Annotated in this window: 14 protein-coding genes; 11 read left to right on the top strand and 3 right to left on the bottom strand. The window is 65.7% G+C overall.

All coding sequences use genetic code 11. The features are described 5' to 3' along the window. Positions 1 to 70 precede the first annotated feature (70 nt). From PSV33_RS10285 to PSV33_RS10250, 8 genes are all read left to right on the top strand, one after another. Positions 71 to 1,645 carry an FAD-dependent oxidoreductase gene (locus tag PSV33_RS10285; protein WP_300561251.1) on the top strand — a complete coding sequence of 525 codons (1,575 nt, stop codon included), beginning with the start codon at positions 71 to 73 and terminating at the stop codon, positions 1,643 to 1,645. Further along, positions 1,642 to 1,839: a hypothetical protein gene (locus PSV33_RS10280; protein ID WP_300561248.1), complete on the top strand. Its 198-nt coding sequence runs from the start codon at positions 1,642 to 1,644 to the stop codon at positions 1,837 to 1,839. Before PSV33_RS10285 ends, PSV33_RS10280 begins: the two co-directional genes overlap by 4 nt. Continuing rightward, a complete protein-coding gene (locus PSV33_RS10275; protein ID WP_300561245.1) occupies positions 1,829 to 2,278 on the top strand; it encodes a MarR family winged helix-turn-helix transcriptional regulator in 450 nt (149 codons plus the stop codon). Before PSV33_RS10280 ends, PSV33_RS10275 begins: the two co-directional genes overlap by 11 nt. Positions 2,279 to 2,408: 130 nt before the next feature. Continuing rightward, on the top strand, positions 2,409 to 4,796 hold the full coding sequence (locus PSV33_RS10270) for a YgiQ family radical SAM protein (protein WP_300561242.1): 2,388 nt from the start codon (positions 2,409 to 2,411) through the stop codon (positions 4,794 to 4,796). A 132-nt stretch (positions 4,797 to 4,928) separates the two neighbouring features. Next, positions 4,929 to 5,726 (top strand): helix-turn-helix transcriptional regulator, encoded by a 798-nt coding sequence (locus PSV33_RS10265; RefSeq protein WP_300561239.1) that lies wholly within the window; start codon positions 4,929 to 4,931, stop codon positions 5,724 to 5,726. A 66-nt stretch (positions 5,727 to 5,792) separates the two neighbouring features. Further along, positions 5,793 to 6,674 (top strand): DMT family transporter, encoded by an 882-nt coding sequence (locus PSV33_RS10260; RefSeq protein ID WP_300561236.1) that lies wholly within the window; start codon positions 5,793 to 5,795, stop codon positions 6,672 to 6,674. 143 nt (positions 6,675 to 6,817) lie between these two features. Then, a complete protein-coding gene (locus PSV33_RS10255) occupies positions 6,818 to 8,347 on the top strand; it encodes a serine hydrolase (RefSeq protein ID WP_300561233.1) in 1,530 nt (509 codons plus the stop codon). A 217-nt stretch (positions 8,348 to 8,564) separates the two neighbouring features. Further along, positions 8,565 to 9,458 (top strand): acyltransferase, encoded by an 894-nt coding sequence (locus tag PSV33_RS10250; protein WP_300561230.1) that lies wholly within the window; start codon positions 8,565 to 8,567, stop codon positions 9,456 to 9,458. A gap of 117 nt (positions 9,459 to 9,575) precedes the next feature. On the opposite strand, the gene PSV33_RS10245 is transcribed toward PSV33_RS10250, so the two are convergent. Next, positions 9,576 to 10,061: a response regulator gene (locus PSV33_RS10245; RefSeq protein ID WP_300561227.1), complete on the bottom strand. Its 486-nt coding sequence runs from the start codon at positions 10,059 to 10,061 to the stop codon at positions 9,576 to 9,578. Between the two features lie 188 nt (positions 10,062 to 10,249). Next, positions 10,250 to 10,981 carry a LuxR C-terminal-related transcriptional regulator gene (locus PSV33_RS10240; RefSeq protein ID WP_300561224.1) on the bottom strand — a complete coding sequence of 244 codons (732 nt, stop codon included), beginning with the start codon at positions 10,979 to 10,981 and terminating at the stop codon, positions 10,250 to 10,252. Between the two features lie 160 nt (positions 10,982 to 11,141). Here PSV33_RS10240 and iaaH point away from each other — a divergent pair, with 160 nt between their 5' ends. Beyond that, a complete protein-coding gene (iaaH, locus tag PSV33_RS10235) occupies positions 11,142 to 12,659 on the top strand; it encodes an indoleacetamide hydrolase (protein WP_300561221.1) in 1,518 nt (505 codons plus the stop codon). A gap of 466 nt (positions 12,660 to 13,125) precedes the next feature. Continuing rightward, positions 13,126 to 13,872: a hypothetical protein gene (locus tag PSV33_RS10230; protein WP_300561218.1), complete on the top strand. Its 747-nt coding sequence runs from the start codon at positions 13,126 to 13,128 to the stop codon at positions 13,870 to 13,872. A gap of 108 nt (positions 13,873 to 13,980) precedes the next feature. Here the strand turns inward: PSV33_RS10230 and PSV33_RS10225 are convergent, their stop codons facing one another. Next, entirely contained in the window at positions 13,981 to 14,727 is a 747-nt protein-coding gene (locus PSV33_RS10225; protein WP_300561215.1) for a sulfite exporter TauE/SafE family protein, read from the bottom strand. 112 nt (positions 14,728 to 14,839) lie between these two features. Between PSV33_RS10225 and PSV33_RS10220 the strand changes: the two genes are divergently transcribed. Beyond that, complete coding sequence (locus tag PSV33_RS10220; RefSeq protein WP_300561212.1) at positions 14,840 to 15,754, top strand: LysR substrate-binding domain-containing protein; 915 nt, start codon at positions 14,840 to 14,842, stop codon at positions 15,752 to 15,754. Positions 15,755 to 15,806 lie beyond the last annotated feature (52 nt).

Raw genomic sequence — 15,806 nt, 5'->3', positions numbered from 1 at the left:
CCTGCAACCACTTTGTCTTTTTGATTTATAGTTGTGTCCGCAACCAACCAGACCGATGCCCATGACCTCCATGACTTCCCCTTTCCCGGACCGCGTTCCGGTGCTGATTGCCGGCGGCGGACCGGTCGGTCTTTCTTTGGCCGCGCTGCTCTCGCGTTACGGCGTCGAATGCCTGGTGGTGGAGGCTGATGAAGCCTACTGCAGCGGCAGCCGCGCCATCTGCATGTCGCGCCGCTCGCAGGAAATCCTCGGCTGGATCGGCGCCGACAGGCCGCTGGTGGACAAGGGCCTTTCCTGGGTGGGCGGGCGCAGCTACTGGCGCGACGCCGAGGTGCTGCATTTCCAGATGCCCAGCGAGCCAACCCAGCGTTTTGCGCCCATGGTCAACATCCAGCAGTTTTATGTGGAGGAGTTTGCGCACCGTGCCGGTACGGCGCAGATGGACGTTCGCTGGTCCAGCCGCGTGACGGCCGTACGGCCGCTGGCGGACGGCGCCGAGGTGGACGTGGAAAGCCCGGACGGCACCCATACCGTGCGCGCCGACTGGGTGGTCGCCTGCGACGGTGGGCGCAGTACCGTGCGCGAGCAGCTCGGCCTGCAGCTGCAGGGCACGCAGTACGACGGAAAATACGTCATCGTCGACATCGTGCAAAAGACAAAAAGAGCGGTCGAGCGTCTGGCCTGGTTCGACCCGCCGTCCAACCCGGGCTCCACCATCCTGATGCACCGCCAGCCCGACGATGTCTGGCGTATCGACTACCAGATCCGTGACGATGAAGACCCGGTTGAAGCGGTCAAACCCGAGAATGTGTTGCCGCGTGTCCAAAGCCATTTGCGCATGATCGGCGAGGACGAACCCTGGGAGCCGCTGTGGATCTCAATCTACAACGCCAAATGCCTGAGCCTGGACAGCTACCGCCACGGCCGCGTCCTGTTTGCTGGGGACGCCGCGCACCTGGTGCCGATCTTCGGCGTGCGCGGTCTCAACTCCGGGCTCGATGACGCCGGCAACCTGGCCTGGAAGCTGGCCGCCGTGATCGAGGGCAGGGCAGCCGACAAGCTGCTCGACTCGTATTCGACCGAACGCGTACACGCCGCGCGCGAGAACATCGCCTACGGCGCCAAAAGCACCGAGTTCATGGCGCCGCCCAACTTTGCCTTCAAGCTCATGCGTGAGGCCACCTTGCGGTTGGCGCTCAGCGACGACAAGGTGCGGCCGCTGATCAACCCGCGCCAGTCCTCGCCCATCACCTATGTGGACTCACCGCTGAATGTGGCGCAAGCCGGCGCGTGGGCCAGCGATATGGCCGCACCCGGCGCGCCCGCGCCCGAGGCCCTGCTGGCCGGCCCGCACGGCCCGCTGCATCTGACGCAATGTTTCGGCCGCGACATGCTGTGCCTGGTGTTCGCCGACGGCGCTTTGCCCGATGCGCTGCGGGACTTGCCGGACCACGGCGTGGCGGTGCTGGCGATAGAACCCGAGGCCGACACCTTGGGCCAGGCGCGCCAGCGTTACGGCTTGCCCGACGCCAGTGCCGAGGCTTTGGTGCTGGTGCGCCCCGACGGTTATGTGATGGGCCGCTGGCGCGGCCTGGACCCGGCGCCGCTGCTGGCCGCCCTCGAACAGAAAGGATTCGCCGTATGACCGATGCCGACCTTGACCGGAGTTATTCCGCCCTCTGTGAAGCCCTGGCCCAGGTGGGCGGGGCCCGGGCGCCGCTTTTGCTGGCGATGCTGAGCCTGTCATTGATGAGCCGCTTTGAAGATGCCGACCAGGTCTTGCCCCTGATTGCCAACGCCCAGACACAGTGTGCCGCCGGGGCCGGTGATGCCGCCTAAACCCGCCGGCACCCCGCGGCTGGACGAGTTCCTGACCTACCGGCTGCACCTGGTCAACAAGCTGACCGACAAGTTCAGCAGCAACGCCTATGCCGACGCCTTCGGCCTGCCGGTTGGCGAGGCGCGCTGCCTGGCGGCCATCGGCAACTTTGCGCCGCTCTCGGTCATGGAACTGGCGGCCAGGGCCAACCTCAACAAGGGCCAGGCCAGCCGGGCGGCCCAGGCGCTGGTGGACCGCGGCCTGGTGTGCAAGGAGGCCAGCACCTCCGACGGCCGTGGCGTGGTGCTGACGCTGACCCCGGCCGGCCAGAGCTTGTGGAGCCGCGTGATGGCGCTGATCGCGCGGCGCAATGAGGAGATCTTCGGCTGCCTGTCGGCCACGCAGCAGCAGCAGCTGGGCCGCATGCTGGACCGGCTGATTGCCCATGCCCGGGCCTGAAACAGTCGTTTAAACGCCGAATCGGCTGGTTTGAGGTTGATTCGGGGTGCGAAGTACCCATCTGGGGAGCACAAGTGGGCTTAAAACCTTAAAATCAAAGGTTGCCCTTTTAGGTCCTCTTTAGGTCCCCATGAACGCCCCCATCGACGTCTCCTTTTTCGCGCGCGCCGCCAAACCCCTGACCAGTTACCGGAAGTACTGGGCCAGCCGCTTCGGCACGTCGAAATTTTTGCCCATGAGCCGGGCCGAGATGGACGTTCTGGGCTGGGACAGCTGCGACATCATCATCGTCACCGGCGACGCCTATGTGGACCATCCGAGCTTCGGCATGGCCGTCATCGGCCGCATGCTTGAGGCGCAAGGCTTTCGCGTCGGCATCATCGCGCAGCCCGACTGGCAAAGCGCCGACCCGTTCAAGGCGCTGGGCAAACCGAACCTGTTTTTCGGCGTGACCGCCGGCAACATGGACTCGATGATCAACCGCTACACGGCGGACCGAAAAATCCGCAGCGACGACGCCTACACCCCCGGCGACATAGGCGGCAAGCGGCCCGACCGCGCTGCCATCGTCTACAGCCAGCGTTGCCGCGAAGCCTACAAGGACGTGCCCATCATCCTGGGCGGCATCGAAGGTTCGCTGCGCCGCATCGCCCATTACGACTACTGGTCCGACAAGGTGCGCCGCTCCATTGCGGTGGACGCCAAGTGCGACCTGCTGCTCTACGGCAACGCCGAACGCGCGATTGTCGAAATTGCCCACCGTATCGCCGCCAAGGAGCCGGTTGCCACCATGACCGACATCCGCGGTACGGCTTTCATCCGCCGCACCGGCGACGAGAGTGCGCAAGGCTGGTTCGAAATCGACTCCACCAGCGTGGACGCGCCAGGCCGGGTCGAGGCGCATGTCAACCCTTACCTGATGATTTCGGAGCAGGCCAAAGAGCAGGGCGCCAGTTGTGCGCGTGAGGACGAGGCCGCTGAAGTCGCGGCCCAGGCCGAATCGGCAGGCTCGCCGCTGCTGGACAAAGTGGTCAAGCCACCGCAGGCCAACCCGGCCATCAAGCCACTGACCTTCGTCCCCAACCCCAGCCTTTCGCACATGCAGGGCAAGATCAAGGTCCCGCCGCGCGACCGCTCGGTGATCCGCCTGCCGTCCTACGAGCAGGTCAAAAGCGACGCCGTGCTCTACGCCCACGCCAACCGCGTGCTGCACCTGGAGACCAACCCCGGGAACGCACGCGCGCTGGTGCAGGCGCACGGCGAGGGCGCGACCGCGCGCGACGTGTGGATCACGCCGCCGCCGATTCCTTTGACCACGGCCGAAATGGACTATGTGTTCGACCTGCCGTACGCACGCGCCCCGCATCCGGTCTACCAGGACGAAAACGGCAGCCACGACGGTGCCACCAAGATCCCCGCCTGGGAGATGATCCGTTTCTCCATCAACATCATGCGTGGCTGTTTTGGCGGCTGCACCTTCTGCTCCATCACGGAGCATGAAGGCCGCATCATCCAGAGCCGCTCGGAAGACTCGGTGATCCGCGAGATCGAGGCGATCCGCGACACCGTCAAGGGTTTCACCGGCTCCATTTCCGACCTGGGCGGGCCCACCGCCAACATGTACCGCATCGGCTGCAAGTCGCCCGAGATCGAGGCCGCCTGCCGCAAGCCGAGCTGTGTTTACCCGGGCATCTGCCAGAACCTCAACACCAACCACAACCCGCTGATCCAGATGTACCGCCGCGCGCGGGCGCTCAAGGGCGTGAAGAAAATCCTGATCAGCTCCGGTCTGCGCTACGACCTGGCCGTGCAGTCGCCCGAGTATGTGAAAGAACTGGTGACCCACCACGTCGGCGGTTACCTGAAGATCGCGCCCGAACACACCGAGCAGGGCCCGCTCACCAAGATGATGAAGCCCGGCATCGGCAGTTATGACAAGTTCAAGCAGTTGTTCGAGAAGTACAGCCTCGAAGCCGGCAAGAAGCAGTTCCTGATTCCCTACTTCATTGCGGCGCACCCCGGCACCAGCGACGAAGACATGATGAACCTGGCAATCTGGCTCAAGAAAAACGGATTTCGCGCCGACCAGGTGCAGACCTTTTACCCGTCGCCCATGGCCACCGCCACGACGATGTACCACACCAACAAAAATCCGCTGCGCAAGATCACGCGCGACAGCGAGACGGTGGACATCGTGCGCGGTGACAAGCGCCGCCGCCTGCACAAGGCCTTTTTGCGCTACCACGACGCCAACAACTGGCCGCTGCTGCGCGAGGCACTGAAAGCCATGGGCCGCGCCGACCTGATCGGCAACGGCAAGCACCACCTGATTCCGACCTTCCAGCCCATGACCGACGGCGGCTACGTGAGTGCGCGCAAGAAAAACTCGACAACGGTGGCCTTGAAACCCGTGGCACCGGTGAAGGGGCGCATCCTGACCCAGCACACCGGCCTGCCGCCGCGCGACAACGGCTCGGGCAAGCCCGGTGGCAAGCCGTTCGTACGCAAGGCGCGTTGAGGGCGATTTCGGCTTGATTTGAGAAAAAAAATAGGCTTCCAACCCTTTTCTTGTGGGCGTCAGCAGCTATCAAATCAGGAGCATTTTGATTTCTGCAACCGGTGGCGCTCGCCGCGATCTATAGTGAGGCACATGCCCCAAGACCGTACCCTGCTGCAGCGCACGGCCACCCTGAAGGTGGAGCGCGTCGTCCTGCGCAGTCCGTCCACGCAATGGAGCCCCAGCTATGAAGTGGAGACCCGGCGACTGGTGTTGCCGGCCAGCGGCGCCACCGAGTTCCGCATGGCCGGGCAGAGCGTGCTGCTCGACGGCGTGACCGCTTTGTGCCTGCCCACCCGCCAGCCTTACCAGATGAAACCCTGCGTCGACGCAGCACGCAGCAGCATTGTTGTCAGCGCGCAGCCGGGCACCGATCATGCGCTGCCGCCACCCGATGCCTGGCTGCTGACGCCGCGCGCCTTGTGGCGGCTGCGGCGGCACTGGCGTGCGCTGGCATCGGGCCGTGAGCGCGACGAGAGCGGTGGCGAACTTACGCAGGCACTGCTGCAGGGCCTGTTGACTCGGGCAACCCGCGCGATGCGCGGTGAAGGGCGTTCTGCCGCAGCCGTGCAGCGCGCCCGGCATTTCATGGTCGCGCATACCGCGGCCGCGGGTGCCATGCCCTGGACGCTGGATGACGTGGCCGACGCGGCCTGCAGTTCGCCGTTTCACCTGGCCCGCTGCTTCCGGCAACACACGGGTCTGAGCCTGCACGCTTATCGCCAGCGGTTGCGCCTGGCTGCGGCGCTGCAGCGGCTGGAAGACGGCGAACGCGACCTTGCTGCACTGGCGCATGAACTCGGCTACAGCAGCCAGAGCCACCTGGGCGCGGTCTTTGTGCGCGAGCTGGGCATCACGCCCGGGCAGGCACGGCGCGAACTCGCGGCCTGAACCGGTCAGCACGCAAAGCGCAGGAATCTGATAGCCGGCGTCGGCCCGCGCTGCCAGACTGCAACCATGAACCGTCACCTTGCTGTTGGCCTTCTGGCCGCGCTGGCCGCCGCCCTGATCGGCAGCGGCTGGCAAATTGCCTCACGCCACGGCGTCACCACCACACTGGGTCCGCTGGAGATAGCCGTGCTGCGTTACGGCGTACCCGCGCTCGTGCTGCTGCCGCTGCTGATCCAGACCGGTTTGTTTCCGCAGGGCCTGCCGCGCCGTCGGCTGGGCCTGTTTGTGCTGGGGGGTGGTTTGCCCTTCGGTCTGCTGGTGCTGGCCGGCGCGCAGTGGGCCCCGGCCGCACACATGGGCATCTTCATGGCCGGCAGCGTGCCGCTGTTCACCGCGCTGGGTGCGCGGTTCGCGCATGGCGAGCGAATCACCGGCCCGCGCCTGGCGGGCCTGCTGCTGATCGTTGCCGGCCTGGCCGTGTTCGGCGCAGGCAGCCTGGCCCATGCCGCACAAACCTGGCTTGGTGACCTGCTGTTCATCCTGGCTGCCATGGCGTGGGCCATGTACACGCTGGCGTTTCGCGGCAGCGGCCTCACGCCGTGGCAAGGTGCGGCGGTCATCAACGCGTGGTCCAGCCTGCTGCTTTTGCCCGTGTTGCTGGTTTTCGGAGCGCCGCGCCTGTTGACGGCTCCGTGGACCGACGTGGCCTGGCAGGCAGTGGGGCAGGGCGTGATTGCTGGTCTTCTGGGGCTGGTCACGTACATGATTGCCATTGCAAAGCTGGGTGCGGCCAGGGCCTCGCTGTCGGCCGCGCTGGTGCCTTTGAGCACGGCGCTTGGCGCGGCCTGGCTGCTTGGTGAGCCGCTGGGTGCCGGCACCCTGGTCGCCAGCGCGCTGGTGGCCTGCGGCGTGGCGTTGGCCAGCGGCGCTTGGGGTCGGCGTGGCTGAGGTCGCATTCCCTGAGCGTTCGTGTTCCCTGAGGTGCAGGCTGGCCATCCCTCGGGAGGGCATGTTTCCCGGTCGTGATGGCCGATGTCGCCGCGCGAATGTGCTCGGCTACCATACGACACAGCATCTCCGGAGGAGAAAACATGCGCCCGTCCGCCAGACACTGTCTTGCCCTCATCGCCGCCACCTTGCTCTGCATGCCACTGGGCGCACAGACCCAAAAGGGACCCTGGCCTACCCAGAAGTGGGAAACGTCCACACCGGAAGAGCAGGGCATGGACTCGCGTGCGCTGGCAGCGCTGGTGGACTTTGGTGCCGCCAACGAGATGGACAGCCTGGTGGTCACGCGCCACGGCCGTCTGGTGGTTGAAGCCTATTACGCGCCTTTCAAGCCCGGCATGCGACACCGACTCAACTCGGCCACCAAGGGCGTGGTGGGGGCGCTCACGGGCATTGCCATCCAGCAGGGCAAGCTGGCCGGCACCGACCGGCCAGTGCTGGAGTTTTTTGCGGACCGCAACATTGCCCATGTGGACGAACGCAAAAAGGCGATGACGGTGCAGCACCTGCTCGACATGAGCTCGGGCCTGGACTGGAAGGAACCCCTGACGGACCAGAGGCCTGATTCCCTGCTCGAGATGCTGCGCAGCCCGAACTGGGTGCAGTTTGTGCTGGACCGTCCGATGGCGCAGGCGCCGGGAACGACCTTCAACTACAGCAGCGGCAATTCACAATTGCTGGCCGCCATTCTGACGCGCCAGACCGGCATGGCCGTGCCCGACTTCGCGGCGCAACAGCTGTTCAGGCCCTTGGGTATTTCAGGTGAGCAGTGGCGAAAAGACCCGCAGGGGATCGCCACCGGCGGGTTTGGCTTGTACCTGCAGACGCGCGACATGGCCAAGCTCGGTTACCTGTACCTGCGCGGCGGCGAGTGGGAGGGAACACAGATCGTCCCGCACAGCTGGGTGGACAAGGTCTACCAGGCCAAGGTGCCGATGATGCTTTCGGCCACCACCGACCTGCGTTACGGCGACCAGTGGTGGACCATTCCTGCGCGCAAGGCTTATATGGCTGTGGGTTACCACATGCAGATCATTCTGGTGCTGCCGCAGACCGGTGTGGTTGTTGCGCTGACCGGACGGAAGAGCTACCCCGTCGACCAGATGCTTGACCTGGTCGACGGGGCCGTGAAATCAGACAAGGCGGTGGCCCCCAATCCGGACGGTGCTGCCTTGCTGGCGCAGCGTGCCAACGAGGTCGCCAGCGAGAAACCGCTGGCGGCAGCCGCACCTGCCCTGGCCCAGGCCATTTCAGGCAAGACCTACCGCTTGGCACCGAACAACCTGGGCCTCAGGGAATTCACGCTGCACCTGGGTGCATCGCCGTCTTACGAGATCGTCAGCTTCGTGGCACGCGGCAGCAGCGACACAAAAAGGGTGTCGATGCCGCTTGGACTGAACGGGCAATTCGCGCCAGCCGATGCCACCGACGGCGCCGTTTTCGTCAGCAAGGCCAGCTGGACCGACCCCGGCACCCTGAGCGTGCTGGTGCGTCAGCCAGAGGAAGCCGAGACGGTGCGTTACGTTCTGAAGTTCACCGGCAACAAGGTGGCGGTCACCCATGTCAACGCCTTTGGTTATGAGCAGAAACTGACGGGTGAAGCCAGCGACTGACCGGGTCCGGCGGGCGCTGGCCTGCCATGCGTGCCCGGCGTGTTCTTAAGGAAAATCGGCCTCCATCCCTTGTGCATGGAGCGCAAGCAGCTATCAAAAGAGGAGCGGCTCACATCACCCTTCGCGCTGTCCGTTGCGCTGTCCATTGCGCTGCCTTTGACCTTTCACAAGGCCGGACATGCCCGGACGGGCAACAATTCATGTTTTTGAACTGCCCATGCTCGGATTTCTGCCTTCCATTTTCCGCGGTGTGATTGCGCTGCTTCTGCTGGTCATCAACACGCTGTTCTGGTGCACGCTGCTGTTCGCCGCGTCGCTGGTCAAGCTGGTGCTGCCTTTCAAGGCGGTGCGTGTGCGCATCGACCCCATGCTCAACGCGATTGCCACTGCCTGGATCGCCTGCAACAGTGGCTGGATGCGGCTGACGCAGGCTACCCGATGGGACGTGGCCGGTGTGGACGCGCTGCGTTACGAGGGCTGGTACCTGGTCAATGCCAACCACCAGTCGTGGGTGGACATCTTTGTGTTGCAGCATGTGCTGAACCGGCGCATTCCCATGCTGAAGTTTTTCCTCAAGCAGCAGCTGATCTGGGTGCCGGTCATCGGGCTGGCCTGGTGGGCGCTGGACTTTCCCTTCATGAAGCGCCACACCAAGGCCGACCTGCGCAAACACCCCGAGCGCCGCCTGCAGGACCGCGAGGCCACCAAACGCGCCTGCGAGAAATTTGCGCTGGTGCCCACCAGCGTGATGAACTTTGCCGAGGGCACACGTTTCACGCGCGCCAAACATGCGTCGCAGGCCTCGCCCTATCGGCATCTGCTCAAGCCCAAGGCCGGCGCGCTGGCGCTGGCAGTCAACGCCATGGGCGAAAAATTTCACTCGCTGATCGACGTGACCATTGTCTACCCGGCTGGTGCGCCGTCGTTCTGGCAGTTTCTCTGTGGCCAGGCGCCCCGCATCATCGTGCGCGCCCAGCAGCTGCCGATTCCCCCCGAGTTCAGCGAGGGAGACTACGCCGCCGAGGCGGAGTTTCGCATGCGTTTCCAGCAATGGCTTGCCGACATGTGGGAGCGCAAAGACCAGCAGATCAGCCTGCTGCTGCAGAGCTGAGTCTGCCGGGTCGAAGTCAGGCCTTCGCGTAAAAAGGGCCTGCAGCCTTTTTGTGGCGGTCGCCAGCAGCTATCAATTCAGGAGTTTCTGACAAGCCCTGGTGAACGACCCGGTCGCTCAGACCGGTGCCGGGCCGGCGGCATGCGCCTGGGCAAGCACGCGCTGCAGGGTTTGCAGCACTTCGTCGTTCGGGGTCTGGGTTTTGACCAGCACGGCAGCGAATCTGCCGGCCTCGGCACGATTGAGCGCCGTGGCCGAAAACACCACCACCGGCGGTGACGGTTCCAGCGCCTCGACATCTGCTAACACCTCCCAGCCAGAAGCGCCACGCAAGGCCAGGTCCGGCAGCACCAGGTCGAAAGGGCGCTCCCGTAGCCGCGCACGCGCTCCCTCGGGTATGGCGGCAAACTCGAAGACGGCAATGTTCTGGGCAATGGCAGCGGTGATGCGCTGCATGTCGAAGTCGTCCTCGACATGCAGGATGCGCGGCTTGCCTTCGGCCATGCGGCTGATGGCGTGGCGAAGGGCCAGCACCAGCTGGTTTTCGTCGATGGGTTTCTTCAGCCAGTCCGAGACGTTCAGCGGCAGGTTGTTGCATACCATCCGTTCTTCGCTGGCCGATGCCGAGACCACGCAGGAATAACGCCGTGTAAGCCGCTCCCGAATGCATTTCGCAGGCTGGCCGGGGATACATAGCGCCGGCGCCCCTGAGCTGCTATTGCTTTGATGGCTGTAAGCGAATGTTTTACGGAGGCTGCAGGCCACTTTCAGGGTGTGACCGGCCGCCGTGGTCAGTGCAGCCGTTCCGCCAGCTGCGCCAGGCCGGCGCGGCGGTGCACGCCGAGTTTGTCGAACAGACGCTGCAGGTAGGTGCGCACGCTGGGCAGGGCGATGGCGAGTTCGCGCGCAATTTCCTTGTCGGTCAGGCCGCGGCAGACGCAGCGCGCCACCTCGATTTCGCGCCGGCTCAAGGCTGGCAGCGGCGGTGTGGTCTGGGCCGGGAGCGAGCGCCGCGCGCGCCGCAGTGCGGCCGTGAACGCCGGCTCGATCAGGTCCAGCAATTGCTGGTCGTGGTGGCTGAACTCGCGGCCCCCGCGCCCGCGCCAGATGCGCAGGTCGCCCAGCGCCTCATTGCCGTCGAAGGCATGCAGGTTGATGCCCCAGTGCAGGCCGTCGCGCGCCAGGAAGTCGTTGAAAAACTCGGTTTTCAGGAACTCGTTGCGCGGCATCACCTCGCTGACCAGGGTGGCGTGGCGGCGCGATTGCAGCGCGAAGGTGATGGGGTCGCGGTACTGGTACCAGGCCTCGTAGCGCTGCAGGTTGGCCGGGTCCATGTTGATGGCCACGGGGTGGGCGAAGCGGCCCAGGGGCGCGCTCCAGATGTAGGAGGCGAAGTGGTCCGCACGGAACAGCGCCAGCGTGGCCTGGCCCATGCGCTCGCGGATTTCCCGCTCGTTGAGGTCCTCGGCCAGCAGCGAAAAGCAGGTGGCCAGTGCGCGTTGCTCGGTGCTGGACAGGAACATGGCGGACCTCTCAAGGAGAACAGGGGGAACCGGGTGGTGCGGCAAGCCTAGCGCCAACGCCGGCCACGGTCAATCCGTCGTGTCATCGAATTCGATGACAGACAGCCGGGGCGGCAGCCGCCATGATCGCGCTGCAACAACTGAACCCACTGGAGTGACCATGGCCCGTTTTTCCCTTCCATACGCCTGCAGCGCCCTGGCCGCCGCAGCCGCACTTTCAGCCTGCAGCGGCCCGGGCGGCCTGCGTGGCGCGCCCGACATCGACACACTCACCGCCACCGAAGCCGCGGCCCGCATCTGCAGCGGCACCTTGAGCAGCGAGGCGCTGGTGCAGGCCTACCTGCTGCGCGCCAAAGCCCGGCCCGAGCTGAATGCCTTTGTCACGCTGGACGAAACCGGCGCCCTGCGGGCCGCGCGCGCGGCCGACCAGCGCCGTGCGGCGGGCGGCGCCTGCCTGCCGCTGCAGGGCGTGCCCATCGTGGTCAAGGACAACATCCAGGCGCGGGGCCTGCCCGCCACGGCCGGCACCCCCGCGCTGAAAAACTTTGTGCCCACTGCCGACGCACCCGTGCTGCAGAAGCTGCGTGACGCCGGCGCCATCTTGCTCGGCAAGACCAACCTGCATGAGCTGGCCTTTGGTATCTCGGGCTACAACCCGGCCTTCAACACCGGCCCCCAGCCCGGCGTGCGCAACGCCTATGACGTGACAAAGATGGCAGGCGGCTCGTCGGCCGGCAGCGCGGCTGCGCTGGGCGCGCGCATGGCGCCCGCCGGACTGGGCACCGACACCGGCGGCTCGCTGCGTATTCCCTGCGCACTCAATGGCTGTGCATCGCTGCGGCCCAGCATGGGGCGTTATCCGCAGGCCGGCATCGCACCGATTTCACACACGCGAGACACGGCCGGCCCGATGGCCGTGGCCATGGCCGACGTGGAGCTGCTGGACCGCGTGGTCACGGGTGCGCCTGCGCTGCTGCCTGCAGACCTCAAAGGTGTTCGCCTCGGCGTGGTGCCTGGCTTCCTGGCCAACCTCGACAGCGACACGCGCGGCGCCTGGGAAGCATCGCTGGCCCGGCTGAAAGCGGCGGGCGTCACCGTGGTCGATGTCGCCATGCCGCAACTGGCCGAGCTCAACGGCAAGGTGGGTTTTCCCCTGGCGCTGTACGAAGCGTATGACGACATGGTGGCCTACCTGGCCAGATACAACACCGGCGTCAGCATCGGCCAGATGGCAGCAAGCATCGCCAGCCCGGATGTGAAAGGCACTTACGACGCGCTGGTGATTCCGCGCAAGCTGCCCGGGCCGAACGGTTTGGTGGATGCCGCGCCCATTTACCAGGCCGCCATGACGGTACACCGGCCAGCGCTGGTCAAGCTGTATGCCGACACCTTTGCCAGCCAGCGGCTCGATGCGCTGGTGTTCCCCACCGTGCCGCGCACCGCGCTGCCCGCCACGCCCGAAGCCAGCAGCCTGGAGAACTTCGGCCTGTTCATCCAGAACACCGACCCCGGCAGCAACGCCGGCATTCCCGGCATCCAGCTGCCCATGGGTCTGGGCGCCAGCAGCCGCATGCCGACAGGGCTGGAACTGGACGGACCGGCCGGCAGCGACCGGCGGCTGATTGCGATCGGCCTGGCGCTTGAGAAGGTGCTGGGGCGCCTGCCGGCGGCGCGCTAAGGAAGCGCCGCAGGGGACTTGTTCAGCGCTTCCCTTGGCGTTCGCCCTGAGCTTGCCCTGTGGAAGGGCGGTCGCAGGATGGGCTGTCGAGAATGCTACTGTTTTAATAGCTGCTGGCGCCCAACGGGCAAGGGCTGAAAGCCTTTTTTGCTTGAAGCTTTCAGTCAGGGCGTTTCCAGTCGCCCAGTCTGCACCCTCGGCCAGGGAGGCACTGGCAGCCGCGCCGCTGGTTCATGCACCCGCCCATGCCTGCCGATCTGCGCCGTGCCGGCGCGTGAACTCCGGCCGACGGCTGATCCTCGTTATGATCCTGCCCGGGGCGCTTCCTGCCGTCTGCCCCCGCCGACTGTCATGCACCGGGCCGCACTTTGCTGCTGCCGCGTGACTTCCCCTTTTTTTTGACGACCCGGCCTTCCATGCGTGGAGGGCGGGAGACGTTTTTGCCAGACATCCTGACGAACTCACCATGAACATCACGGTCAACCAAGAACTGCTTGCCTACATCGACCCGCTGACGACCGATGAACGCGAGGCCCTAGAGCGCAGCCTGCTGGCCGAAGGTTGCCGCGACGCGCTGGTGTTGTGGGGCGACGTGCTGGTGGACGGGCACAACCGCCACAGCATCTGCACCCAACATGGCATTCCTTTCCACACCGTGCAGAACAGCCATTTCAAGTCCATCGACGACGTGCACCTGTGGATGATTGACCAGCACCTGGGGCGGCGCAGCGTGTCCGACTTCCAGCGCGGCGTGCTGGCCCTGCGCAAAAAGGACATTCTGGCGGCACGCGCGCAAACCGCGTCTTCGGCGCCAGGCCAAGGCGCTGACACGCCGGCCCCGGCACCCGAACCCCTGCTGACGCGCGACGCGGTGGCGAAAGCGGCCCGTATCAGCAGCAACACCATCAGCCAGATCGAGAAGATCCAGAAGTCCGCCGCCCCCGAACTGATGGCGGCAGTGAAGTCCGGCACGATTTCCATCAACGCCGCTGCCAACGTGGCCTCGCTGCCGGTCGAGGCGCAGGTAGCCGCCGCCGCCGGTGGCCGCAAGGAGCTTCAGCAGGCCGCCCGCCAGGTGCGCGAAACCCGCGCCGTGGCACGCACCGAACCAGAATCGCTCGAGGGGGTGATCGCGCGGCTCAGGCAGACCATCAGCGAACTGACGGCGGAAAACGCCGCGCTCAAGGCACAGCTGGCCGCGCAAAGCCGCTGAGCCGTCTGCCCTGCTGGGTTTGCCTCCCATCGGTTTTTATAAGTCAAATCGGCTTCCAGCCCTTATGCAGCGGGCGCAAGCAGCTATTAAATAGTGAGCGAACGGGCGTTACCAGCCCTGCCACACGAGCCAGCCGCCCAGCACCAGCAACCCGCCCAGGAAGCAAGCACGGAAGCCGTCCTGGCTCAGGTCGTCGCGCAGGTTCTGGCCCAGCCACATGCCCAGCATCGCGGGCAGCAGCATCAGCAATGACTGCGCAGCCGAGTCGGCATTCAGGTGGCGGCTTCCGGCCAGCGCCACGGCCAGCGCGAGTGTGGAGACCGTGAACGACAGGCCCAGCGCCTGCGTCAGCTCGTCCTTCTTCAGCCCCAGCGCCTGCAGCCAGGGCACGGCCGGCAGCACAAACACGCCGGTCGCCGCCGTCAGCAGGCCGGTCAGCGTGCCGATGAGGCCGGACAGGCCCGCTTCCCGCTGCGGCCTGGGTGGCGGCAGGCGCAAGCCTGCCAGCATGGCCAGCGCATAGGCGACCAGGCTCAGGCCCAGCCACAGCATCGCGTGGCCGCCCGGTGTGGCCATCCAGCCGCGCCCCAACCAGACGCCCAGGCAGACGCCGGCCATCATGGGCCACAGCCGCCTGAGCAGCGCCCGCAGGTGCCCGCCGCGCGACATCTGCCACAGGTTGGTCACCAGCGCAGGCAGCACGAGCAGGGCCGCGCCCTCGGCCACCGGCATCATCAGCCCCAGCAGACCCATGGCCACCGTCGGCAGTCCCATGCCCAGCACGCCCTTGACGCCGCCCGCTGCGAGAAAGACAAAACTCACCAGCATGAACTCGTGGACGTCGGGGACAAACATGCCTGCTCCTCAAATGTGGGATTGCAGTGTGGCCCGATATCGCCGCCCTGACCATCTGTCTTTGCTTGAGGTAGGCTCAGCGCTGTGTGCAGCCACCGGTAAAGAGCCCTCCATGCGTTTCGACTGGACCGACCTTCAGCTTTTTGTGTATGCCTGCGAGGCCGGCAGCATGACGGCCGCCGCCAGCCGCTCGCACCTCACACTGGCCGCCGCCAGTGCGCGCCTGCGCGGCATGGAAGCGCAGGCCGGCGTGGCGCTGCTGCTGCGCCATTCACGCGGCGTGCGGCCCACGGCGGCGGGCGAAGCGCTGCTGCGCCACGCCCACGCCGTGCTGGCGCAGATGGCGCAACTGCGCGGCGAGCTTGCCCTGCACGGCCGCGGTGCGCTCGGAAAAATCCACCTCATGTGCAACACCTCGGCCCTGGTGCAGCATCTGCCGCCGCTGCTGGCAGCCTTCCTGCGCGAGCACCCGGCTATCGACACGGTGGTGGAAGAAAGCGCCAGCCCCCTCACCGTGCAGGCGGTGAGGCAGGGCGCCACCGACATGGGCATTGCGTCCGATGCAGAAGACATGACCGGGCTGCAGACAGCTTTTTTCTGCAACGACCCGCTGGTGCTTGTGCTGCCGCGCGGGCACGCGCTGGCGCGCAGCCGCTCGGTGGCTTTTGAACAGGCGCTTGATCTTGAACTGGTGGGCTACAGCGCTTCCAGCGCCTTGCACACCTACCTGAGCCTGCAGGCGGCCCAGCTGGGCAAGCCCATGCGGGTTCGCGCCAACCTCGGCAGCTTTGAGGCGATGTGTACCTTGGTGGAGCAGGGCGTGGGTGCGGCGGTGGTGCCGGCGGCTGTGCTGGGGAAGGATGTTGGCAGCAGGCGGCTGACTGTGCGGCCTCTGTCGGATGCCTGGGCCAAGCGGTCACTGGTGTTGTGCGCGCCGGTGGATCTGGCGGAGTCGCAGCCGGCTGGGCGACTATTCCGGTTTCTAATGGAGGAAATAGAAATTGCGGATAAATCACGTAATTTCTAAGAAAACGAAGAATTTGTGGACGCTTGTTTCGTGTGTTTACGCGACAGAAAGT

It is taken from the genome of Polaromonas sp. (assembly GCF_029945895.1).
Classification (GTDB): domain Bacteria; phylum Pseudomonadota; class Gammaproteobacteria; order Burkholderiales; family Burkholderiaceae_C; genus Polaromonas.
This window is presented reverse-complemented; position numbering and strand designations above follow the sequence as displayed.